The following is a 23,601-nucleotide window of genomic DNA, read 5'->3' as shown; positions in this document are numbered from 1 at the left end:
AGGTAAAATAGATGAACAAAACAGCCATAAAGAATTTTGCGATTTGGGCGCGAAATAAGCTGATTAAAGATGTCAGTTATCGAGCCAAATTGATAGGAATTACGGAAGAGGGAATTGCGGAGGCACTTCCACAGAGTACATCCAATACCAAGTTTTATGATATTGGCACAGCGGAACCGTATGCGATTTCTAATGAGGAAATTCATCAGCGCGACAAGTTGGTGGAAGTAATCCGCAAACAAGAACAAGAGAATGATGGCGACTACGAGAGTGCCTATCACTACATTATTGAGGAGTTTGCCTTTACATGGTTTAACCGTTTGATTGCACTGCGTTTTATGGAAGTCAATGATTATCTGCCTTCCCATATCCGTGTGCTCTCTTCGGAGAGTGGAAAACTGGAGCCGGATCTTGTCACAAATCCGTTTGATGCAGATCTTTCGTTTACTGCAAGTGAGGAAGCGGAGATTCTTCAGCTGAAGCAGGAAAATAAGCTGGATGAAGTGTTCCGTATCTTATTTTTTAAGCAGTGTAATGCATTGAGTGAGATTCTGCCGGGATTGTTTGAGAGAAACAGAGACTATACAGAATTGTTGCTCAGTCTTTCTGTTGTCGATCAGGATGGTGTGGTATGGCGTCTGCTCCATGATATTCCAGAAGATGACTTTAATGTGGAGCAGGGAGGACAGGTTGAGATCATCGGCTGGTTGTATCAGTATTACAATACCGAGCCCAAGGCAGCGGCTTTTGCCAAAAAAGAAAAGATCAGGAAAGAGGAAATTCCGGCTGTCACTCAGCTCTTTACTCCGGACTGGATTGTTCGATATATGGTCGAGAACAGTTTAGGGCGCTTGTGGGTAGAGGGACACCCGGAAAATAGTAGTTTAAAAGAAAATTGGAAGTATTATCTGGAAGAGGCAGAGCAGGAGCCGGAAGTACAGGAAAAACTGGCAGAGATCCGAAAAGAATATGCGACGCTGAGTCCAGAAGACATCAAGATCATTGATCCGTGCATGGGTAGTGGTCATATTTTGGTGTATGCTTTTGATGTGCTGATGCAGATCTATGAGAGTGCGGGATATAGCCAGCGCGATGCGGCAAAGAGCATTCTGGAAAACAATATTTATGGACTTGATATTGATGATCGTGCCTATCAGCTTGCATATTTTGCAGTTATGATGAAAGCAAGACAGTATAACCGTAGAGTATTAAACGGAGAAAATACCTGCCATGTGTATGCGATTCAGGAGAGCAATGAGATCAATCGTGCACATCTGAAATATCTCGGAGCAGGTATGGATGAAATAGAAAAGAATACCGCCAAATTGCAGTTGGAAGGTTTGTTAAATACGTTCATTGACGCAAAAGAGTATGGTTCTATTCTGAATGTGGAGAATTATGATTGGGATCTGTTGCGTCGATTTGTAGCGGGAGCGGATACGAATGGTCAGATCACGATAGATAACTTTGGATTGGAAGATACCGTGGCGCAGTTGTTGAAGCTGATTGACATTGGTGAGACGATGGCGCGGAAATACTGGGTGACGGTCACGAATCCACCGTATATGGCAAGTAGTGGTATGGGGAAAAAATTACTTGCTTATGTAAAGAAATATTATGACGATGGAAGAAACGATTTATATACAGTATTTATACTTAAATGCCATAAAATGTGTAAATCGAATGCAATTTTAGGGATGATAACTCAACTAGGCTGGATGAGTTTAACGAGAAGTAGTCAATTAAGAAAAGTAATTTATTTATATAGTCATTATATAAATATGATTCATTTAGGGGCGCGGGTTTTTGAAGAACTAAGTGGAGAGGTAGTTAAATCTAGTGCTTTTATTTTAAGGCAAACTGAACTTAAGAAGTATAAAGCTTGCTACTATAAACTAGATAATACTGATGACAAAGAAAAAGATCTATTAAGTCATAGAAATAAGTATGAAGCTAGTTTAGATGAAACAATAAAGATTGAAGGCGCACCGTTATCTTACTGGCTTCCAAGAAATATGTTGCCTTTATTTGAGAATAGTGTGATAAAGGATTATTTTATTTGTCGTGCTGGAATGCAAACGGGAGATAATGAACAGTTTCTACGACTTTGGTATGAGGTAGAAAAGAATAAAACAGATCATTTTGTTGCGGGAACTAAATGGTTTTCTTATAACAAAGGAGGAAGTCAACGTAAATGGTATGGTAATTTGGATCTTGTAGTAAACTGGGAAAACAATGGATTTGATATCAAAAAATTTAAAAAGCATCGATTGGAGCTTGGTGAAATTGAAAAGAAAAACAGTGAATGTTGGAACAGTGAGTTTTATTTTGTAGAGGGTGTTACTTGGTCATCTATAGCTTCAGGAACTCCAATGTTTCGCCTTACCTCCAGTGAGTCAATTTTTGATATTAAAGGACCTACCTGTTTTGCGAAGGATGGAATTTCACATGAAGAATTATTGCATGTTCTTGGGTATTTGAATACACCAATTATATCTACAATTTTAGAAATTCTTTCGCCTACGCTTGATTGTAATCCGGGAACAGTAAGTCGGTTGCCGTATATAAATTATGTAAAAAATGAAGATATTATTATTGGTGTAACTGATTGTATAATGAGCTCAAAACAAGATTGGGACTCCTTCGAGACTTCATGGGACTTCCAGCATCATCCATTAGTGTGTAATGTTTCCACCATTGACGAGGCATATAATCAGTGGCAAACAGAATGCGACGACCGTTTCGACCAGCTGAAATCCAACGAAGAAGAGCTCAACCGCATTTTCATCGATATCTACGGTTTACAGGATGAATTGACTCCAGAAGTGGAAGATAAGGATGTAACCGTCCGCAAAGCTGATTTACAGCGAGATATCAAGAGTCTTCTCTCTTACGCAGTCGGCTGTATGTTTGGTCGTTATTCTTTAGATGTGGAAGGTCTTGTCTATGCCGGTGGTGAGTGGGATAGCAGTAAGTATCAAAGTTTTATACCGGATAACGACAACATTATCCCGATCACAGATGAGGAATACTTGGAGGATGACATTGTTTCCCGCCTGTGTGAGTGGCTGAAAGTTGTTTATGGGGAAAAGGCATTGGAGGAGAATTTGGATTTCATTGCCAAAGCTCTTGGAAACAAGGGGAACAGTAGCCGTGAAATTATCCGCAATTACTTCCTGAGTGATTTCTTCAAAGATCATTGCCAGACTTATTCGGTGACAGGTTCTGGTAAGCGACCGATTTACTGGCTCTTTGACAGTGGAAAGCAGAATGGATTTAAGGCGCTCATCTATCTGCACCGCTACACACCAGATACGATTGGTAACTTGCGAATTGACTATTTGCATCGTATGCAGAGAGTGTATGAATCCGAGATCAATCGCATGCAGGATATGATTGATCACAGCGGAAATTCCAGAGAAATTGCAGCTTCCACAAAACGCAAAGAGAAATTGACAAAGCAGTTGAAAGAATGTCGGGAATATGATGAAAAGATCGGTCATCTGGCACTTTCTCGAATTGAACTGGATTTGGATGACGGTGTGAAGGTCAACTATCGTAAGATTCAGACAGCACAGGATGGAAAGTTTTATGAAGTGCTTGCAGATTCTAAAAACATTATGAGTAAGAAATAAAAAAATCAAGTGAGAATCAAGTCATAATAAAAGAATCAATGAATGTTTGCAAGCTATGAAAACGATGGCCGGAGGTAGAGATGGCAGAACTAAATTTAAAACAAATCACAGACCGGCTGAATGCGGAATTCACCGGCGATACGCGCAAACTTGTCTTCTGGTACGATGACAAGGGTGAGTTTGCGGAGGATATTGACAGCATAGAATTGGAGAATGCCAAGATCTATCACTTGGCACCGGACAACCAGTTCTATACCAAATATTTTCTGGAACGACAGGATCGGACAACGAACTATCTGATCTATGCACCGTTTCCGAAACCAGATGTGAAGGAAAATCATTTGGAAGATACGATGCTGTATTCCAAACGATTTTTCGCAGATCGAGCATCGCTGTTGTCGCTGGATCTCGGCATTGAAGAAAAATACAAGCCGGTTATTGAGAAATACATTAAGTTTTTTGCAAATAAAGATCGAACCAAATGGTTTTATGATCTGGAAATCGAAAATTTCAATGAAGAAAATATCCTGACGGGACTGCTCAGCAGTCTGTGCAAAACTCGGACCTGTTCGTTTGAGGAAGTGTTGCGGGTTGTATTGATGGAAAATGTAAATTCTGCCGAGAAGGAAGATGGCACAGATCAGGATTTAAGTAGTCAGGATGGGAAAGAGAAAGATAATAATAGTTTCCTCATGGAATTTGCTCGCTATGATCTGGAAGCGGAATTCTGGAAACTTTGCGAGGAGCATTTTGGCTATCAGGATGCAGATCCGACACTAGAGAAGCTTTTATTTACCCTGTTTGTAACGTACACAGAGCGATTTCTTGGGGCGGGACTTCCAGTCGCATGGAAGCCGTTTGTCTCTTATAAACCAGGCAATGTGATTGCATTCTTGGACAATCTCAGAAACAACATTCTATATCGGGATCGTTGTGATAAGCTTGCGGAACAGACGGCGAAAAGTCTTGGAGTAGCAGAAATGATTCGCAACAATCTGCCAGAAGAGGTGCTGGATTGTGATAGTTTTGAGGACTTTGATAAAAAGATTCTCAACTGGATGATGGAACAGCTTTTAGAAGAGAATACGGGCGCTAAATTGCAGGCGTTCTCGATTCCTGAGATTTGCGAGAAACGTAAAAAAATGCATTATGGGGAGAAGTTCCGGCTTTCTTATCAGTTGATGCAGAGTGCTTATCAACTGATCATGGCGGTAACGTATCAGGCGCCGGTTGGTTTTAAGGCGATTGTGGAACAGTATACCAGTCAGGATTATCGGTTTGATCAGGAATACCGTCGTTTTATTGCTTGTCTAGATCAAATGGAGAATGCAGATGCGTTTGAAAATCTGAGAGAATTGATCGAAAATATTTATGCGAATGAATATCTGACGAAGCTCTTGCCGAAATGGAATGAGGCGTATCATGAGCCGGATCTTCAGTATCAGTTTGTGATGCAGAGAGATTTTTATTCTCGAAGATTAAATGGGGCAAAGGAGCAGACGGTTGTGATTATCTCAGATGCTCTGCGTTATGAGGTGGCAGAGGAACTTGCACAGAAAATGCAGGATGATCCGAAATGCGACAGTGCAAAACTCAGTCCGATGATTAGCACATTGCCATCCTATACGAGACTTGGTATGGCGGCTCTCCTTCCGCATAAGTCGTTGACGATGACAGAGGACTATGAAGTTTTGGCAGATGGTGTTCTGTGTAACGATTTGAACAGTCGCCAGAGCGTACTTCAGTCTCATCAACCGGATAGTCTGTGTTTTCAGTTTGATGATATTAAGAACAAAAAAGTCAGTGAGCTTCGCCAGTTATTAGCTGGAAAGCAGATTGTCTACATTTATCACAATCAGATTGATGCGCGTGGAGATAAAACAAATACAGAAGATGAGGTGTTTTCGGCTTGCACGGAGGCAATCTCAGAAATTATAGAATTGATTCACCGTCTGAACAGTGCAAATAAGCAGAATTTCATTGTGACAGCGGATCATGGATTCCTTTATCGCAGAAATAAGTTGAATGAGAGCGATAAAATTGATACGAACAGGAAAAATGGCTGGGTAAATCGTCGCTTTATCATTGCTCCGGAAGCTGTTGAGGAGTCAGGAATTGACCATGTTTCGCTTGGAAGTACGTTAGAAAATGACGATAAGAGAGTAGTTTCTTATCCAGTTGGAATGGATGTGTTCAAGGCTGGTGGTGGTCTGAACTATGTACATGGTGGATCATCTCCTCAGGAGATGTTGATTCCTCTTCTTGATCTTCACATGGAGAAAGGAAAAATTCCGGTTACGACTGCCGAGATTACACTCGTGAGTCTGGTGCAGAAAATTACAAACCTGATCACTTCTTTGGATTTTATTCAGTCGGAAGCGGTCAGTGATACGATCCGTGCAGGAAGCTACAAGTTGTATTTTGCCTCTGAGGATGGAGAGAAAATATCCAATGAAAATGTGCATATGGCAGACAGCAGGGAAACTGAGGATGCAAAGCGGATATTCCGGGTTAAATTTACGTTTAAAAATAGACAGTACAGCCGAAATAAAAAATACTATCTTGTGGCAATCAATGAGGCTACGGGAGTAGAAAGCTGGAGACATGAGATTATCATGGATCTTGCGTTTGGTGGAGATTTTGGTTTCGGGTTTTAAGTGAGTGAGGGGGAATGGATCGTGTTTGAAGAAGAGATGGAGCAGGTAGACACCCGCACAACAATCAAAAATAAGTTACGTCAGTACTTTGATGGTCGCATTGTCCGAAAGGATTTGACAAAGCACATCAAAGAAGGAGCGAATGTCCCGGTATATGTGTTGGAGTTCTTGCTGGGGCAGTATTGTAGTTCGGATGATGAGGAAATCATCGAGGAGGGTGTGAGCAACGTAAAGCGAATTCTCTCCGACAATTTTGTTCGACCGGATGAGGCACAGAAGGTACTTTCTGTGCTTCGTGAGCGTGGCAGTTATACGGTAATTGACAAGATTACGGTGCGTTTGAATATCAAAGAGGATCAGTACCAGGCGGAGTTCTCCAATCTGGGAATCAAGGATATTCCGATTCGTCCGGATTACCCGAAACAGTATGATCGCCTGCTCTGTGGTGGTATCTGGTGTATCTTACAGTTGGAGTATGAGTTCATCGAGGAAGAGAAGAACAAGATGAGTCCGATCCATATTCGGAAACTGACACCGATTCAGATGCCGCATATCGATATGGATGATTTGAAGAATGGTCGCAAGGCATTCACGAAAGAGGAATGGATCGATGTGCTGCTGCGATCAACAGGAATGAAACCGGATAAATTCAGTGAGCGTGTGAAATGGTTGCTTCTTGCGCGTATGATCCCGCTTGTGGAGAACAATTTTAACCTTTGTGAGTTGGGACCGAGAAGTACTGGTAAATCCCATATTTATAAAGAGATTTCGCCAAACTCCATTCTGGTGTCCGGCGGTCAGACAACGGTTGCAAACCTCTTTTACAATATGGCGACAAAGACGGTTGGTCTTGTTGGCATGTGGGACTGTGTTGCATTTGATGAGGTTGCAGGTATCACATTTAAGGATAAAGATGGCATCCAGATCATGAAGGATTACATGGCATCAGGATCATTTGCGCGTGGACGTGAGGAGAAGGCGGCTTCTGCATCGATGGCGTTTGTCGGAAATATCAATCAGAGTGTGGATGTGTTGCAGAAGACCTCAACGCTGTTTGAGCCGTTTCCGGATGCGATGGCGTATGATACGGCATTCTTGGATCGAATGCATTGTTATGTGCCGGGATGGGAGATTCCGAAATATCGCCCGGATTTCTTTACGGATGATTATGGATTTATCACAGATTATCTCTCTGAATTTATGCGTGAGATGAGAAAGGCGTCGTTTGGAGATGCTTTTGACAAGTATTTCCGTCTTGGAAGCAATCTGAATCAGAGAGATACGATTGCAGTCCGAAAGATGGTGTCTGGCTTTACAAAATTGCTTTACCCGGATGGCGAGTACGAGAAAGAGGATGTGGAAGAGATTCTGACAATTTCTCTGGAACTGCGTCGCCGTGTCAAGGAACAGTTAAAGAAGATCGGTGGAATGGAATTCTATGATGTGAATTTCTCTTATGTAGATAATGAATCTTTTGAGGAGCATTATGTATCGGTGCCGGAGAGTGGCAGTGGCAAACTGATTCCGGAGGGAATCAATAAGCCGGGCAACGTCTATACCGTTTCACAGGGAAAGAGTGGCATGATTGGCGTTTACTCGCTGGAGACGCAGATTCTTCCGGGAAACGGCAAATTCCAGTGTACGGGAATTGGATCGGACCGAGCTGCGAAAGAAGCGACAAATACGGCATTTAATTTCTTGAAGGCGAATGGAAATTCGATTTCCGGTCAGATCAGTACGACGACAAAGGATTATATTATCAATTATCAGGATCTGAATGGTCTTGGTATGACGGGACGCCTGGCGCTCTCGACCTTAATTGCGATCTGCTCTGCCGCGTTAAGTAAGCCGACACTTAGCAGTTTGGCGGTTCTTGGTGAGATGAGTATCGGTGGTACACTGATCAAGGTGGACGAGCTCGCGAATGCATTGCAGGTGTGTCTGGACAGCGGGGCGAAAAAGGTGCTGCTTCCAATCACGTCGGCAGCAGATTTGGGAACAGTGCCGTCTGATCTGGTCGGTGCTTTTAGCCTGATCTTTTATTCCTCGGCGCAGGAAGCCGTGTTCAAGGCGCTCGGTGTGGAATAAGATACTGTAATATAATAATATAAGAGAGAAACCTATTAAGAAAATTTGTACGATAAGAAGATGGATTAATGGATCAAGAATTGATTGAGGGAGGATAACGGGATGTTTGAGTCGGATTTTGAAAATTTATTGAAAAACTATCAGGAGGCAATTTCGATCAGATCCCGTTTCTTTGGTCTGGTGAAAGATTATTTTCCGGGACAGCAGATGCAGATCAATCTGATTTTAGCAGCATATGATTTGGGCTTGGCAGCGGAACTGGAATCAGTACCTCAAATTAACAATGCATTTGCATATCGATTTGTAAAGCGGTTGATCGAAGAATATGGTATCAGTCGAAAAAATGCAGACTGGACGGTAGCGATGTGGTGTGTCTGCTATGGGGAACGTGTGTTGCATAAGCCGTGTGAGATCAAGTTACAGGAAGCAAAGAGCAGTAGCGCACCGGCGATCAGAGAAGAGAAATCATCGAACCGGCAGTATGGAGATCTTTTTACTTATGAGAAAAGTTTGATCGGAAATGGACTGGCAGTGACTGGATTTCAGGGAACTAATCAACATACCGTGATTTTTCAGAATCGAAGAGAAACAGAAGCTGTTCTTGAGATTAAAGAGGATGCCTTTTCAGGAACAGAGATCGAAGAGGCGATCATGACAGAAGGATATCTCAGAATTGGGAAAAAAGCATTTTCTGATTGTACGAAACTTCATCAGATTATTTTTTCTCAGAGTCTTACAGAGATCGAGGAAGGTGCCCTGTCTGGATGTTCAGCCTTGTCTGCTGTTGCATTTCCGGAAGGCCTGCGTCGCATCGGTGCGTATGCATTTGCAGACAGTGGACTAAAAAAATTGCAGATTCCAAGATCAGTCCATGAGATCGGGGAGGGTGCTTTTTCTAATTGTATTCATCTGGAACAGGTGGACATTCCAGAAAATATTTCTGATATTTCAAATGGATTATTAAAGGGATGTACAAATCTGCGAAAAGTGCAACTTCATAAGAAGCTAAATTCGATCGGAGATGAGGCATTTGCCGGTTGTACACAACTGCTCACGATTTATATTCCGGATAGCGTACAGGCAATCGGAGATCATGCTTTTGACGATATGGACAAGCAGTTTGTGTTGCAGTGCACATACGGTTCCTATGCCGAAGAATACGCTAGAAAGAATAAGATAAAATATCAACTTGTGTAAATTTGTGTGAAGAAGTTTTGCGAAGAAGCTGTATGAAAACGTTTTGTGAAGAGAGCATTGACCTGCTTGAATGAGAACTTGATTGTCGCGTAAAAGGCGACCACAAGAGAAGCATTTTAGGGTATTATTTATTATTACAGGGGAAGAGGTGAACAGGATGGGATTTTTTGATGTGTTGCTTGGAAATCGGAATCAGATTCCTGTCGTCACAACCATTCTTCCAGATCCGGCAAAACAGGAAATTATGTCTGGTCGCCTTCCTATTTTGAATACAGATAAATTGTTTTTGAAAAAAGGAGAACACATTCATTTTATCGATAAAGCGATCCATCTGGAACAGAAAACTGTGAAAGAGTTTCGTCACAGCGGGGTAAGTGCTCCCGGATTATTTAAAGGAACGCGTTGGAATACTGGGCGAAAACAAACGGTGGAACATACGGAATTGGTACAGCACAGGGGGATTTTATACATAACCAATCAGCGAATTGTATTTCAGGCGACAGAAGGGGGATTTGATAAGGCCTATCGTTATTTGACTGCAATTACTCCGTATAGGAATGCCTGTGAGATACAGTTTGGAAATAAAAACTATTGTATGATTGTGGCGAACGGGAGTGTTGTGAACCAGGTATTTCAATTAATCAAACAGAGGAGGTCATACTGAGTATGGAAGGGCTTTTAAAGAGTGGAACAATTCTTACCTCGGACAGCCGTAACCAATATGTTGTTCAGAAACTTTTGGGTGCGGGTGGTCAAGGTGAAGTTTATGATGTGGAGTGCAAGGGAAAACATTATGCATTAAAATGGTATTATAAGCATACGGCGACGACATCACAGAAAAATATTTTGGAGAATTTGGTTGCCAAGGGGAAGCCGGATGAGAGTTTTCTCTGGCCAGAAGATCTGATTTATAAAGGTGTGGGGCAGTCATTTGGATATATCATGGCGCTTCGCCCAAAGAATTATAAGAGCATTGTCGATTTGATGAAACGGAAGGCGGAACCATCTTTTTATCATTTGTGTAGGACTGCATATAATCTGACGAAAGGTTATCAAAAGCTTCACAGTATGGGTTACAGCTATCGGGATATTTCTTTTGGAAATGTATTTTTCGATCCTGATACCGGTAAGGTACTGATTTGTGATAATGATAATGTGTCAGTAAACGGTGCAGATGATAGTTCTGTCTATGGAACGCCTCGCTTTATGGCTCCTGAGATTATTCTGGGGGAAGCAAAGCCGTCGCGGAACACGGATCTGTTTTCATTGGCAGTGCTCTTATTTTATATGTTCATGTTAAATCATCCGTTAGAGGGAAGGCTTGAGGCTAATATCAAGTGCATGGATATTCTTGCAATGAATCAACTCTATGGAATCCATCCGGTGTTTATTTTTGATCCGGACGATAAATCAAATCGTCCAGTAAAAGGTTATCAGGATAATGCATTGATTTACTGGGATCTGTATCCTCAGGAGCTTCGCAATCTTTTCACGCAGGCATTTACAGTGGGAATTACGTCTCCAAATCGTCGAGTGACAGAGAACAAGTGGCTGGATACTTTTGCAAATATGATGAGTGGAATTATGAAATGTCCATCCTGTGGCGCAGAGGTTTTCTATGATGAAACGAAAGAAGAACAGAGTGTGGCGCATACCTGTTGGAGTTGCGGCGCAGCGATTTCGGTACCAGCAAAACTCATTGTGGGAAAACAGAAGGTTCTTCTCATGTCTGATAGCAAACTGTATCGCCATCATATTTATGGGGATTATGATATGGATACAAGTGTGGGATCTGTCGTGCAGAATCCCAAGAATCCGAATCTCTGGGGTGTTCGAAATGAAGATCAGGTGAACTGGACGTATATCAAGTCCGATGGCACACAGCTTCCGGTTGCAGTTGGACGCAGTGCAGGAATTGCCAAGGGCGTAAAAATTAATTTTGGACAGAATATAGGGGAGTTTCGGTAAATTTTATTAACTGATATTGATGAGAGTTATCTTGGGAAAAATAAGTAGAATATTTTGAGTGAGTACAGACAGAAAAATAGAAATTACGTTGCATATGGATGGAGGACAACATTATGGCAGAAAAATTAAAAAGACCGGGTGGAGAATTAGCAAGCAGACCGTTACATTTCTTTTGGATTGTTGACTGTTCGGGTTCTATGTATGGTGAAAAGATTGGAACGGTGAATAATGCGATTCAATCTGTTATTCCGGAAATGGTAGATGCGGCGGATAACAATCCAAATGCGCAGCTGTTGGTGAGAACGCTCCAATTTTCGACAGGGGCATCATGGGTAACGACAAATCCAGTTCCAGTAGAAGATTTCGCATGGGATGATCTTGAGGCTGGTGGAGTGACTGATTTAGGAAAGGCGTTTGAGTTGCTGGCGGCACAGTTGACGATTCCACCGATGTCAGAGCGTGCACTTCCGCCAGTATTGGTTTTGTTATCAGATGGTCAGCCGACGGATGATTATAAAAAGAGTTTGGACAAGCTTCTTCATTTGCCATGGGGCAAAAAAGCAGTTCGTATTGCGATTTCTATTGGTCAGGATGCAGATGACACGGTGCTGACAGAGTTTACAGGAAATCGGGAATTAGTCCTTCAAGCAAATAATGCGGCCATGTTGACAAAAATGATTAAATGGGCATCGACAGCAGCTTCTTTGGTTTCTGCTCCTGCTAGTCGTATCATTGAGGAGAAAAAAGAAGCTGTACCAGCGCTTTCGGATGCAGTTGATGATAAAAAATCTTTTGTGGGAGAATTACCCGTAGCGAATGAAGGAAAAGCACCGCTTGTCTTGGACATGAATAATATCCCAAATCCGGACGATGTAAATGAGGGAGATGTTTGGTAAAAGGGAGGTGACTGCTGTGAATCGAAAGATTTATGGAGAAAGTGTGCAGGGAGCTTCCCATATTCGCAATGGCATTGTATGTCAGGATAGTTATAAAAAAATTGAGTTATCAAAAGATATTGTGTTGATTGCTGTGGCTGATGGTCATGGCAGTGAGTCATGTCCGTATAGCAAAACGGGTTCTCAGATTGCGGTGAATGTGTTCTGTCGAGTTATGCAAGATTTGGTGGATAACTTTAAAAAAGATCAGGAGTTCCTTTTGACGTATCTGAATCGCGAGGGAGATACGAAAATCGCGCAGGCGATTGATGGAATGTGGAAGGAGCGGGTTTGGAAAGCACACCGGGATAATAAACGAGAAAGACCGATTGGAAAAGATAATCTGGTTGATAAGGCAGAAGTTTATAAGCTGTATGGAACAACCTTGTTAGGATTGATGGTAACAAAAAAATTTATTTTTGCTTATCAGCTTGGTGATGGGGATATTCTTTTTATAGATAGAAATTCTATTCAGGCAGTTATAGAAGGGGATAAAATTCTTGGAATAGAAACGCATTCGCTTTGTAAGAGGGATTCCTGGAAGAAGGCAATTACAATGGTTCGGGTGCGTAGCGTAAAGGATGATTTACCATATCTGTACCTATTATCCACAGATGGTTTTTCTAACAGCTATAAAACACAAGAAGATTTTGAAAAGACATGCAGAGATTATTATGAGCTGATTCAGGAATATGGATTTAAAAAGGTATCAGAAAATTTGAAAGAATGGTTATCAGAAACCAGCGAGATGGGCTGTGGAGATGATATTACCGTGGTTATGGCTTATTATGAGTGAGAGATAAGAAGGGTGAAAGTGGATTACTGATGAAAAGAAATATGCCAGAAGCAACCGTAGCACTGTGCAAGTGTGGTGAAGCTCACAAGATATATGGTGTGCGTTTTGAAAAAATCAGAGATGGACAGTGGAAATATACTTGGGCTTTTCCGATGAAAGAATCATCAGCCAAGCGAGAGGGATATGATAGCACTACGATAGCGGGAATGATTGAACCAGATGAAGAATATCCCGGATGTCCATATTGCGGTTCAAAATATTTTATGATATGCAGTTGTGGGAAGTTGAATTGCAATCTTGCTATTGGAAACACATTTACCTGTAACTGGTGTGGAATATCCGGTGGAGTGACGAGTTACAACGGTGAGGGGTTCCAGGGCGGAGGAGATCGCTAAAAAGTGTAGGGCGATATGAAAGGACTACTTGTTTTATGATAAAAGAAGAAAATGTTCAGCAAGAATTAGATAAGGCGACATCGAGTTTGGGAATGATTCATGATGTTGAACTGTATTCGTTGCTTATGAAAATCAAATATTCAGAAAACCGGGAAGAGTTGCTCGATCAGGAGATAAAGTTGAGACGATTTATTTTGAAAAATGTTTGGAAGATAGAAGAGGGTGCTCTCGCTTGGATTGATGGGGATTATCTTGAGAAAAACAAGTAAATAAAAGATGAAGATGTGATTTGATATAAATTTTCCCTATATCAAACAGCTTGAAATAGGTATTAGCGGATGACGACTTGCTCGTGCTATACTGTGGTCAGAAAAAAACAGCAAATAAAAATAAAAAATAATTTGCGAAGACACAAGAAAAATTGCAAGAAGATAAGAGGAGAAAATAGACCATGAGTAAAGCACAGGCACCATATCGTTATGACATTGTTGGAAGTTTTTTGCGCAAGCAGGAACTCAAGAAAGCAAGAGAGGAGTATGCGTCAGGCGCATTGTCCGCAGAAGGACTGGAGGCAGTGGAGGATACTTGCATTCGTTCTTTGGTTGAGAGCGAGAAGGCAGTTGGCTTAAAGGCAGTGACTGATGGAGAATACAGACGGGCATTCTGGCATCTCGATTTTCTCTGGGGTCTTCAGGGTGTGGAGAAAGTGGCAGTTCAGCATTTCTCGATCGCGTTTCAGGGTCATCAGCCGAAGAGCCAGACCTTGAAGATCGTCGATAAGATTGATTTCCCGGAGGATCATCCATTTCTGAGACATTTTCGGTTCTTGCAGTCGATTGCAGGGGATGTGACGGTTAAACAGTGTATCCCGTCTCCGTCGATGCTTCATCTGATCTGCTGTGTTCGAGAGGAGAATTATCAGCCGATCGAGAGATATCAGGATGAAGAAGTTCTGCTCAATGACATTGCACTGGCTTATCAGAAGGCGATCCGCGCATTTTACAATGCAGGCTGTCGCTATTTGCAGTTGGATGATACTTCATGGGGCGAGTTCTGTTCCGCAGAAAAACGCAAGGCTTATGCAGAGCGCGGAATCGATGTGGATGAGGTTGCAAAGAAGTATGTCAAGATGATCAACAAGGCTCTGGAAGCAAAACCGGATGATATGGTGATCACGATGCATATCTGCCGTGGAAACTTCCGCTCAACTTGGTTTACCTCCGGCGGATATGAGCCGGTTGCAGAGACGCTGTTTGGTGGATGCAACGTAGATGGATTCTTTTTGGAGTACGACAGTGAGCGTGCAGGTGGTTTTGAGCCACTGCGCTTCATCAAGGATCAGAAAGTGGTATTGGGTCTGATCACTTCCAAGAGCCCGGAGCTCGAAGATAAAGATGCGATTATCGCAAGAATCCACGAGGCAGAGAACTATGTGCCGTTGGATCAGCTCTCCCTGAGCCCGCAGTGTGGTTTTGCTTCCACGGAGGAGGGAAATATCCTCACCGAGGAGGAGCAGTGGGCAAAGCTGGCACTCGTCAAGGAGATTGCAGAGGAAGTCTGGGGATAAAAATCTTATTGCTTGATTAAGTTATAGTTTTTCGACTTTTTCAAATATAAATGAGAAAAAACTTGCAAATTTTCTTGAAATTTTGTATAATACCATACAAATAGGGAGCTCAAATGGATGGGCTGAGAGTAGACTTTATTAGTCTTGACCTGGAACCTGATTTGGATAATGCCAACGTAGGGAAATACATGTCGCGAAGAATGGACTTGTGTGCCGTTGCTCTCTGTTTTGTGTGAACTGGGGGCACCACTTTTCACAGAGGATACAGGCGCCGGATGACACTAAAATTGTGTCGTCCGGCGCCTTTTTGCGTTGTTTTGTACGGTGTTAAAAGAGGAAAGGGGAGAGTGCGCAGATGGTAAAAATCAATGGAGAAGAGAAAGCGATTGCCGGAAAAAATCTGCTCGAATACTTAAAAGAAGCAGGATTTGAGCCGGAGCGAGTTGTTGTGGAACGCAATTTTGAGATCGTTCCGAAAGATCAGCTGGGAAATGTAACGATTCAGGATGAAGATGAGATTGAAGTTTTGAGATTTGTCGGAGGAGGCTGATCGGGGAGAAAAGGGAAAAAAGGGGAGAAAAGAGGAGAAAGTGAAAGCAGAGAAGTAAGAAAAGAAATAAGAAAAGAAGCAAGAAAAGAGGCAAGAAGAGGCGCGAAGAGAGAGGAAAAGAGAAAAGTAGAAAGAGAAGCGAGAAGAGGAGAGACGGAGAGAGGAGCGGGAATGGAATGGCAGAGATGCAGAGAGGTGCACAGATAACGAATCTAAATCCATCAGAGATGCAAAGTCGAGATGCACGAGAAGAAATTAAAAAGAGAATGCAGGAGTCTATTTTAAAAGAAGAGCTGGATCGTGCATTTGATGCGAGATTCCCGAAAGAGATGCAGGTGAAACTTCGCAATGCAAAAGTTGCGATCGCCGGTCTTGGCGGTCTCGGTTCTAATATTGCGGTCATGCTTGCGAGAAGTGGCGTCGGAAAACTTTTTCTCGTGGACTTTGATGTGGTGGATGTCACGAATCTGAATCGGCAGATGTATTTGATTCCGCAGTTGGGAAAGCCGAAAGCGGAGGCATTGCCGGAGATTCTGTATCAGATTAATCCGTATGCGACCTATGAGTCTGTCTGTGTGAAAGTCACGCCCGAGAATGTGAAGGAGCTGTTTGCGGAATATCCGATTGTGTGCGAGGCGTTTGACCGCCCGGATCAGAAAGCGATGCTGGTTCGAGAGCTTTTGACTCAGTGCCCGGAAACGATCGTCGTGTCGGGAAATGGAATGGCAGGATATGAAGATGCGAATGAGATCCGAACGAAGCAGATGATGAGACGGCTGTATGTGTGCGGAGACCAGAGCACGGATGTCGGAAATGGGATCGGGCTGATTGCTCCGAGAGTGAGCATCTGCGCAGGGCATGAGGCAAATAAGGTGTTGCAGTTGATTATGCAGAACAACAATAGATAGAAATAGAAAAAATAGAAAAATACGATCAGAAAAACAGAAAAGATTAGAAAATGAGATCAGAGAGATGACCGGAAAATAGAACCAGGTTAGAGAAAACCAGATTAGAGAGAACCGGATTAAAGAGAAGGAGAGAGAAAATGATGGAAGATAAGTTTGTGTTGGGTGGAAAAGAATTTAAGAGCCGTTTTATTTTGGGATCAGGAAAATATAATCTGAATTTGATTAAGTCTGCGGTGGAGCAGGGCGGAGCGGAGATCATCACGCTGGCACTTCGCCGTGCCAATACACAGGAGAGCGAGAATATCCTTGATTTTATTCCGGAGGGAGTGACCCTGCTTCCGAATACATCCGGAGCGAGAAATGCGGAGGAGGCTGTTCGCATTGCGCGCCTGAGCAGAGCGATGGGATGTGGAAATTTTGTGAAAGTTGAGATCATGCGCGATGCAAAATACCTGTTCCCGGACAACTACGAGACGATCAAGGCGACGGAGATTCTGGCAAAAGAGGGTTTTGTCGTTCTTCCATACATGAATCCGGATCTGAATGTTGCGAGAGATCTTCAGAATGCCGGAGCTGGGGCTGTTATGCCGTTGGCAGCTCCGATCGGAAGCAACAAGGGACTTGCGACGAAAGCGATGATTCAGGTGTTGATCGATGAGATTGATCTGCCGATTATCGTCGATGCGGGAATTGGCAAGCCGTCCCAGGCATGTGAGGCGATGGAGATGGGTGCGAGTGCAATCATGGCAAACACTGCGATTGCGACAGCAGGGGATGTGCCGGCGATGGCAGAAGCCTTCAAGTTGGCGATTGAGGCAGGAAGAAAGGCTTATCTGACTGGAATGGGACGCGTGCTTGCAAGAGGCGGAAGCGCCTCCGATCCGCTGACCGGATTTCTGCGCTAGGATGAAGTCGCAGAAGCAGAAAAAGAGAAAGCAGAAAATAAAATACAAGACAAATTAAAACGTCAACTTAAGATAGCAAGTTAAGGTACTAAGTTAAGATAGCAAGTTAAGGTACTAAGTAAAAACGCAAAAACAGAATACGAAGATGTGAAGTGAAGTTAGAGCGTGAAATCAGAAAGAGGAATCAGCAAATGAACGAAGAAAATCAGGTATATTTTGTGGACAGCGACAAGCTCCCGCCGGCTGCGCTTGAGAGAAAGCATCGGCTGGAGCAGGACCCATCGTTCCGCACCAACCATATGGAATATATGGAGGGGATGCAGATCATTGAGTCTGACATCAAAGACAAGGTGCTCAAGGCGATGGAGGAATTTGATTATAATGCGTACACAGCCAGTGAGGTGGAGCGGGCACTCTCCCATGAGTCGTGCACGATCGAGGATTTCAAGGCACTTTTGTCTCCGGCGGGTGCGCTATATCTTGAGCAGATGGCGAGAAAGGCGGAGGAGATCACGAAGAATCATTTCGGAAATACGGTCTATATTTTTACTCCGCTCTATATCGCAAATTATTGCCAGAATTACTGTATTTACTGTGGGTTTAACTGTTACAACAACATCCGGCGCAAGAAACTGACGTTTGAGGAGATTGAGCACGAGATGCAGGTGATCGCCAAGACCGGAATGGAAGAGATTCTGATGCTGACCGGAGAGAGCCGGGCATACTCGGATGTGAAATACATCGGCGAAGCCGTGAAGATTGCGAGAAAGTATTTTAAAAACATCGGCATCGAGATCTATCCGGTCAATGTGGATGAGTACAAATACCTTCACGAGTGCGGAGTGGACTATGTGACCGTTTTCCAGGAGACCTACAATACGGACAAGTATGAGACGCTTCACCTGATGGGGCATAAACGCGTCTGGCCGTATCGTTTCGACTCACAGGAGCGTGCTTTGCTCGGAGGCATGAGGGGAGCGGGATTTTCTGCGCTCTTGGGACTCGATGATTTCCGGAAAGATGCGCTGGCAACCGCGCTCCACGTCTACTACATCAACCGCAAATACCCACATGCCGAGCTTTCCTTGAGTTGCCCGCGCCTGCGCCCGATCGTGAACAATGAGAAGATCAATCCGCGAGACGTCGGTGAGAAAGAACTCTGCCAGGTTCTGTGCGCGTACCGCATCTTTCTGCCGTTTGCCGGAATCACGGTTTCGAGTCGTGAGAGTGTCTCGTTCCGAAACGGAATCACAAAAATCTGCGCGACAAAAGTATCGGCAGGCGTCTCCACCGGAATCGGCGACCACGAGGAGAAGTACGAGGGCAAGGAGGACGCGGATGTCGGAGATGAGCAGTTTGAGATCAACGATGATCGCTCCTTTAAGACGATGTATGAGGATATGGAGCAGGGCGGTTTACAGCCAGTTCTCAACGATTATATTTACGTGTAGATAAAAAATATCACGGTATTTTCCGATCCACGTTATAAAAAATTTTCGCAGGATAAGAATCTTTTCCGTTATAAAAATTTTTTTAGTTATAGAAATCTCTCCTGCATCGTCTGTCCATAGCGTTTTGCGAGACGGATCAGGTACTTGTGAGCTTCGCTCATATAGGTATCTTTTCGCCTTGCAAAACAGATCTGCCACGTCGGGTGCGAGGGCAGGCGAAACCAGGCACAGTCTGCGCGATAAGGGCTTACAAGCATCCGGGAATAGGGCACGATTGTACAGCAAAATCCCTTGCTGACAAGTTGAATCAGCGCATGGTTCATCGCCGTCTCAATCAGGATTTTCGGCTGAAATCCGGCAGTCTGAAACAGTGGGTCGATCAACTGGCGCATCGTAGAGGATGCAAAGATCAGAGAAAATTTGCTGTCACGGAAGCGGGAGAGATCTGCGACGGTCAGCGGAGAGCCAAAATCGGCACTGTATCTCGCTTCCGGATGATTCTTTGGGATTCCGAGAATCAGTTCCTCCTCGTAGAGAGGAATGTAGTCGAGATTGATTCTCTCAGACTCCTGAAGCATCACAAGTCCGAGATCGAGCTCCCCGCCAAGCAGAAGATCATTCTGTTTGGAAACGATCGCCTCAGTCAGCGAAAAGGTGATTCCCGGATAGCGCTGATTGAAGGCGGTAAAAATCTCCGTAAACAATTCAATCCCATGTTCATGGGTCAGTCCGAGCGTGATCTCTCCGATTGCGTCTTTCTTTAAATCACTCAAAAGAGAGTAGGTATTTCGCTTGATCTTCAAAATCTCTACCGCATTTTTAACGTATATTTCGCCTGCCTGCGTTGGGCGCAGAAAATGTTTGTTTCGGTCAAAAAGCTGAATGCCGAGTTCCTTCTCGAGCTTGATCAGCTGTTGATTCAAGCCAGATTGGGAGATGAAGAGAGATTCTGCTGCTTTTGAGATACTCTTATTTTCAGCAATCGCCACAATATATTCCAACTGTCGAAAGTCCATAAATCCTCCTTATTAGCAAAAATATTCAAATCAGTCAGGGTATTCTGTCCTATTTTTCCATACCTTTTGTGAAAAATCATGAAAATATAAGAAGAAATACTTCTAACAAATAGAAAACAAAGTAATTTTACTTCTGATTATACCACGGATATAATAAAAATACATCAATAAGTGAGCCAAAGTGAGTTACAGAAGAAGGAAATTACAAAAGAAGTGATTCACAAAAAAGATTCACAAAATGAGTGAGTTACAAAAGAAAGGAATTTTCAAAAAAGAAAAAGGAGTTGGGGACTATGAAACAAATCAAGTGGCTGGAAAAAAACTTCGAGCTTATGATTCTTGCGGGAATGCTGGTTGTGATGAGTTGCCTGTCGTTTGCAAATGTCATCATGCGCTACTGTTTCCACAATGCGCTGAGCTGGTCGGATGAGATCTGCTGTTATTGCCTGGCACTCTCCGCATTCTTCGCCCTGCCGTGTGCAGTGCGTCTCGGAGTCAGTATCAAGGTGGACACGTTCACGATGATGATCCCGAAGAGCATCCAGAAGGTGCTCGGACTGATCTGTGACGTGATCATGATCGTCTTTCTGTGTTGGCTGTTTAAGGGAAGCATGGAGATTGCCCAAAATGCAGCCAAGGTCAAGCAGGCGAGCCCGGCACTTGGAATTCCGATTGCAAATCTCTATGGGATTATGGCATTTGGAATCGCACTCACAATTGTGCGTTATGTTCAGCTGATTTACCGCGTGCTGACGAATCGCATTGAGGCAGAGGGCGCAGATGGAAGCACCGTGAGTGCAGAAAATGAAATGCTTCCGGAGAAACAGGAAACGATTCGAGAGAAAAAGGAGGAAAAATAAATGGCGATCGGTTTGTTCTTTCTGATTCTGGCAGTTCTTCTTGTGATTGCACTGCCGGTGGGCGGTGTCTTCGGACTGATGGCAATGCTTCCGAACCTCTTAAATCCGGCCTTCGCTTATTCGGCAGGAGATGTGGCGCGTAGCATGTTTGCCGGACTCAACAGTTTTACACTCCTTGCAGTTCCGCTGTTCATGGTCTCCGGTATGATCATGGCGCAGGGCGGTATTTCAGAAAAGTTGTTTAATTTCTTTGGATATTTTATTGGAAATAAGACGGCGGGATTTCCGTGTGCCGTTATTGTAACCTGTATGTTCTATGCGGCAATCTCCGGCTCCGCCCCGGCGACGGTATCGGCAGTCGGCGCGATGACGATTCCGTTTCTTGTGGAGCTGGGATATGACATGGTATTTGCGACCTCGATCGTCACGGTTGCCGGCGGTCTTGGTGTCATCATTCCGCCGAGTATTTCCTATATTGTGTACTCGGCAGCGGCAAACACTTCTCCGTCAAAACTGTTTATCGCAGGAATCTTTCCGGGACTTCTGATCGGCGGAGCGCTGATGCTTTACAGCTTTTACTACTGCAAGAAACACGGAGAGGATAAGGAAAAACTTTTAAAGAGCTATAAAGAGATCCGTGCGAAAGGCTTTTTGCCACTGTTAAAAGAGAGCTTTTTTGCCCTGATGACACCGGTCATCATTCTTGGTACCATCTATTCGGGTGTATGCAGTCCGACAGAGTCGGCAGTCATCAGTGTGTTCTATGGACTTTTCGTATGTATTTTCGTCTATAAGACGATCACCGTAAAAGATCTCGGCACAGTTTTCATGGATGGAGCAAAGACCTATGTCAACATCCTGTTTGTCATTGCAGCAGCGTCCGCATTTGCAAAATGTCTGACCCTGCTTCGCTATCCGCAGACGATCAGCCAGTCAGTTCTGGCAATCTCCGATAACAAAATCGTGATTCTTCTTGTGATGAACCTGATCATGCTGGTTTGCGGAATGATCATTGACAACATTCCAAACATCATGATCCTGACTCCGATCATGGTTCCGATCGCAGTATCAGCGGGAATCGATCCGGTTCACTTTGGAATTATCATGACCTGTAACCTTGCAGTCGGCATGGTCACCCCGCCGATGGGAATCAACCTCTTCGTCGCGTCGGGAATGACAAAGATTCCAATGCTCAAACTTGCAAAATCGTGCATGCCGTTTATCGCTTCCTTCCTCGCATCTCTGATGCTGATCACCTACATTCCGCAGATCTCTCTCGGTCTTCCGAACCTGATCTCCGGCGATAAGACAAGTGTGACAATGGCGAATGCGACGACAGGCGGAAACAATGGAACAGCCGGAAACAGTGGAAGTGGCACAGGAAGCACACTGGATGAGGACGACGGCTTTGGCGATGAGATTGCTCCGCTCGATCCGTCGGAGATTGACGGCGAGTATCACTGGACAGCGGCAATGACAGTCGCAGACACCTCGATCAACTACATGATGGTAAAGAAATTTGCCGATCTCGTGAATGAGAAATCGGGTGGAAAGATCACCGTGGATATCTATCCGGGCGGTCAGCTTGGAAATACGACCGAGTTTACCGAGGCAGTCATCGGCGGATCGATTGACATCGGAACGGGAATGTCGACAGATCTCGTTGATTTCATTCCGCAGTTTGCAGTCTTTGATATGCCGAACCTCTTCGATAACACCGATCAGATGAGAGCCGTTTTGCAGGGTGATTTCGTAAATGTCATGAATCAGTACTGCAATGCGGGTGGAATCCAGATGCTCGGCTATTCCGATGCAGGTTTCCGTGTTCTCACAACAAACAAGGAGACGCACAATCTCGCAGACCTGAAAGGTCAGAAGATCCGCGTTATGACGAACAAGTATCACATCGCATATTGGAATGCACTCGGAGCTTCTGCAACGCCGATGCAGTTTACCGAGGTATTTATGGGACTTCAGCAGGGCACGATCGACGGTCAGGAGAATCCGTACATGAATATCGTCGGCAACAACGTGCAGGAAGTTCAGAAATATGTGGTTGAGACAAATCATCTCGGTCATATCATCACATTTTTTATGAACAAGAATGTCTACGGAAGTCTTCCGGAGAATGTGAAGAACCTTGTCGATGAGTGTGCGAGTGTTGCAACAAAGTATGCCAATTCCAAGGCAGATCAGAGCATTGAGGGATACAAGCAGACCTGCGAGAATGCCGGATGTCAGATTATCACGCTCGACGATGCGGTTCTGGCAGAATTTCGTGAGAAGGCACAGCCGGTTTACGATATGGTTCGCAAAGATCTTGGCGATGAGCTCGTAGACCAGTTGCTTGACGCAATCGATAAAGTGAAATAAAGTAAGTAATGTAAGTCGCCGTTGATGAATGAGAGATATGGAAATCTAAATGATAAGTGAGAATAGAAGCCATATATAATCGGGAAGTAGGCGTGTAAGGGATAAAATCGGAAAGAACGATTAACCGGAAAACATATAACTCAGAGTGGATGTCCCCCTTCTCTATAGGTGGGGGTATCACAAACTTTCTCAGGAGGGGAGACAATCCCCTTCTGAGTTATACGCTCCGCGTGGATGCGCAGTGATTTTGATAAGAAGATGTCAGCAGAGCTGACCAAAATCACGCGCCAAGTCTCCGCG

18 protein-coding genes, 1 pseudogene and 1 riboswitch are annotated in these 23,601 nt (G+C 43.9%); of the genes and pseudogenes, 18 read left to right on the top strand and 1 reads right to left on the bottom strand.

Going from position 1 to position 23,601, the window contains the following annotated elements; all coding sequences use genetic code 11:
* Positions 1 to 11: 11 nt before the first annotated feature.
* The 15 genes from pglX to thiH all read left to right on the top strand — a co-directional run bounded on the left by pglX (position 12) and on the right by thiH (position 19,052).
* The gene (pglX, locus tag ACR0QT_RS02425; RefSeq protein WP_432629313.1) at positions 12 to 3,635 is read left to right on the top strand and encodes a BREX-1 system adenine-specific DNA-methyltransferase PglX; all 3,624 of its coding nucleotides are present in this window, start codon (positions 12 to 14) and stop codon (positions 3,633 to 3,635) included.
* A gap of 80 nt (positions 3,636 to 3,715) precedes the next feature.
* Entirely contained in the window at positions 3,716 to 6,292 is a 2,577-nt protein-coding gene (gene pglZ / locus ACR0QT_RS02420) for a BREX-1 system phosphatase PglZ type A (protein WP_432629312.1), read from the top strand.
* 36 nt (positions 6,293 to 6,328) lie between these two features.
* Complete coding sequence (gene brxL / locus ACR0QT_RS02415; RefSeq protein ID WP_432629423.1) at positions 6,329 to 8,380, top strand: protease Lon-related BREX system protein BrxL; 2,052 nt, start codon at positions 6,329 to 6,331, stop codon at positions 8,378 to 8,380.
* A gap of 102 nt (positions 8,381 to 8,482) precedes the next feature.
* On the top strand, positions 8,483 to 9,577 hold the full coding sequence (locus ACR0QT_RS02410) for a leucine-rich repeat protein (RefSeq protein ID WP_432629311.1): 1,095 nt from the start codon (positions 8,483 to 8,485) through the stop codon (positions 9,575 to 9,577).
* A gap of 157 nt (positions 9,578 to 9,734) precedes the next feature.
* On the top strand, positions 9,735 to 10,241 hold the full coding sequence (locus tag ACR0QT_RS02405; protein ID WP_432629310.1) for a hypothetical protein: 507 nt from the start codon (positions 9,735 to 9,737) through the stop codon (positions 10,239 to 10,241).
* 2 nt (positions 10,242 to 10,243) lie between these two features.
* Entirely contained in the window at positions 10,244 to 11,545 is a 1,302-nt protein-coding gene (locus tag ACR0QT_RS02400) for a protein kinase domain-containing protein (protein WP_432629309.1), read from the top strand.
* A gap of 113 nt (positions 11,546 to 11,658) precedes the next feature.
* Positions 11,659 to 12,441, top strand: coding sequence for a vWA domain-containing protein (locus ACR0QT_RS02395; RefSeq protein ID WP_432629308.1), 783 nt, complete (start codon positions 11,659 to 11,661; stop codon positions 12,439 to 12,441).
* Between the two features lie 16 nt (positions 12,442 to 12,457).
* Complete coding sequence (locus ACR0QT_RS02390) at positions 12,458 to 13,276, top strand: PP2C family serine/threonine-protein phosphatase (protein WP_432629307.1); 819 nt, start codon at positions 12,458 to 12,460, stop codon at positions 13,274 to 13,276.
* A gap of 29 nt (positions 13,277 to 13,305) precedes the next feature.
* Entirely contained in the window at positions 13,306 to 13,671 is a 366-nt protein-coding gene (locus ACR0QT_RS02385) for a hypothetical protein (RefSeq protein WP_432629306.1), read from the top strand.
* Positions 13,672 to 13,706: 35 nt separating this feature from the next.
* Complete coding sequence (locus ACR0QT_RS02380; RefSeq protein ID WP_432629305.1) at positions 13,707 to 13,940, top strand: hypothetical protein; 234 nt, start codon at positions 13,707 to 13,709, stop codon at positions 13,938 to 13,940.
* A 182-nt stretch (positions 13,941 to 14,122) separates the two neighbouring features.
* Positions 14,123 to 15,238: a 5-methyltetrahydropteroyltriglutamate--homocysteine S-methyltransferase gene (locus tag ACR0QT_RS02375; protein WP_432629304.1), complete on the top strand. Its 1,116-nt coding sequence runs from the start codon at positions 14,123 to 14,125 to the stop codon at positions 15,236 to 15,238.
* 91 nt (positions 15,239 to 15,329) lie between these two features.
* Positions 15,330 to 15,438: riboswitch (TPP riboswitch) on the top strand.
* Positions 15,439 to 15,593: 155 nt separating this feature from the next.
* On the top strand, positions 15,594 to 15,788 hold the full coding sequence (thiS, locus tag ACR0QT_RS02370; protein ID WP_432629303.1) for a sulfur carrier protein ThiS: 195 nt from the start codon (positions 15,594 to 15,596) through the stop codon (positions 15,786 to 15,788).
* 176 nt (positions 15,789 to 15,964) lie between these two features.
* Positions 15,965 to 16,696 (top strand): sulfur carrier protein ThiS adenylyltransferase ThiF, encoded by a 732-nt coding sequence (gene thiF / locus ACR0QT_RS02365; RefSeq protein WP_432629302.1) that lies wholly within the window; start codon positions 15,965 to 15,967, stop codon positions 16,694 to 16,696.
* Between the two features lie 140 nt (positions 16,697 to 16,836).
* Positions 16,837 to 17,601 (top strand): thiazole synthase, encoded by a 765-nt coding sequence (locus ACR0QT_RS02360; protein WP_308451769.1) that lies wholly within the window; start codon positions 16,837 to 16,839, stop codon positions 17,599 to 17,601.
* A gap of 191 nt (positions 17,602 to 17,792) precedes the next feature.
* Positions 17,793 to 19,052 carry a 2-iminoacetate synthase ThiH gene (gene thiH / locus ACR0QT_RS02355; protein ID WP_432629301.1) on the top strand — a complete coding sequence of 420 codons (1,260 nt, stop codon included), beginning with the start codon at positions 17,793 to 17,795 and terminating at the stop codon, positions 19,050 to 19,052.
* Positions 19,053 to 19,138: 86 nt separating this feature from the next.
* On the opposite strand, the gene ACR0QT_RS02350 is transcribed toward thiH, so the two are convergent.
* Positions 19,139 to 20,068 carry a LysR family transcriptional regulator gene (locus ACR0QT_RS02350; RefSeq protein ID WP_432629300.1) on the bottom strand — a complete coding sequence of 310 codons (930 nt, stop codon included), beginning with the start codon at positions 20,066 to 20,068 and terminating at the stop codon, positions 19,139 to 19,141.
* 293 nt (positions 20,069 to 20,361) lie between these two features.
* Between ACR0QT_RS02350 and ACR0QT_RS02345 the strand changes: the two genes are divergently transcribed.
* The 3 genes and pseudogenes from ACR0QT_RS02345 to ACR0QT_RS02335 all read left to right on the top strand — a co-directional run bounded on the left by ACR0QT_RS02345 (position 20,362) and on the right by ACR0QT_RS02335 (position 23,301).
* On the top strand, positions 20,362 to 20,928 hold the full coding sequence (locus ACR0QT_RS02345) for a TRAP transporter small permease (protein WP_432629299.1): 567 nt from the start codon (positions 20,362 to 20,364) through the stop codon (positions 20,926 to 20,928).
* Positions 20,929 to 22,221, top strand: a pseudogene (locus ACR0QT_RS02340) (TRAP transporter large permease); the annotation flags it as partial.
* A gap of 27 nt (positions 22,222 to 22,248) precedes the next feature.
* Positions 22,249 to 23,301 carry a TRAP transporter substrate-binding protein gene (locus ACR0QT_RS02335; RefSeq protein WP_432629422.1) on the top strand — a complete coding sequence of 351 codons (1,053 nt, stop codon included), beginning with the start codon at positions 22,249 to 22,251 and terminating at the stop codon, positions 23,299 to 23,301.
* Positions 23,302 to 23,601: the final 300 nt, after the last annotated feature.

Origin of the sequence: Brotaphodocola sp. (genome assembly GCF_050873365.1) — a bacterium.
GTDB lineage: Bacteria > Bacillota > Clostridia > Lachnospirales > Lachnospiraceae > Brotaphodocola.
This window is presented reverse-complemented; position numbering and strand designations above follow the sequence as displayed.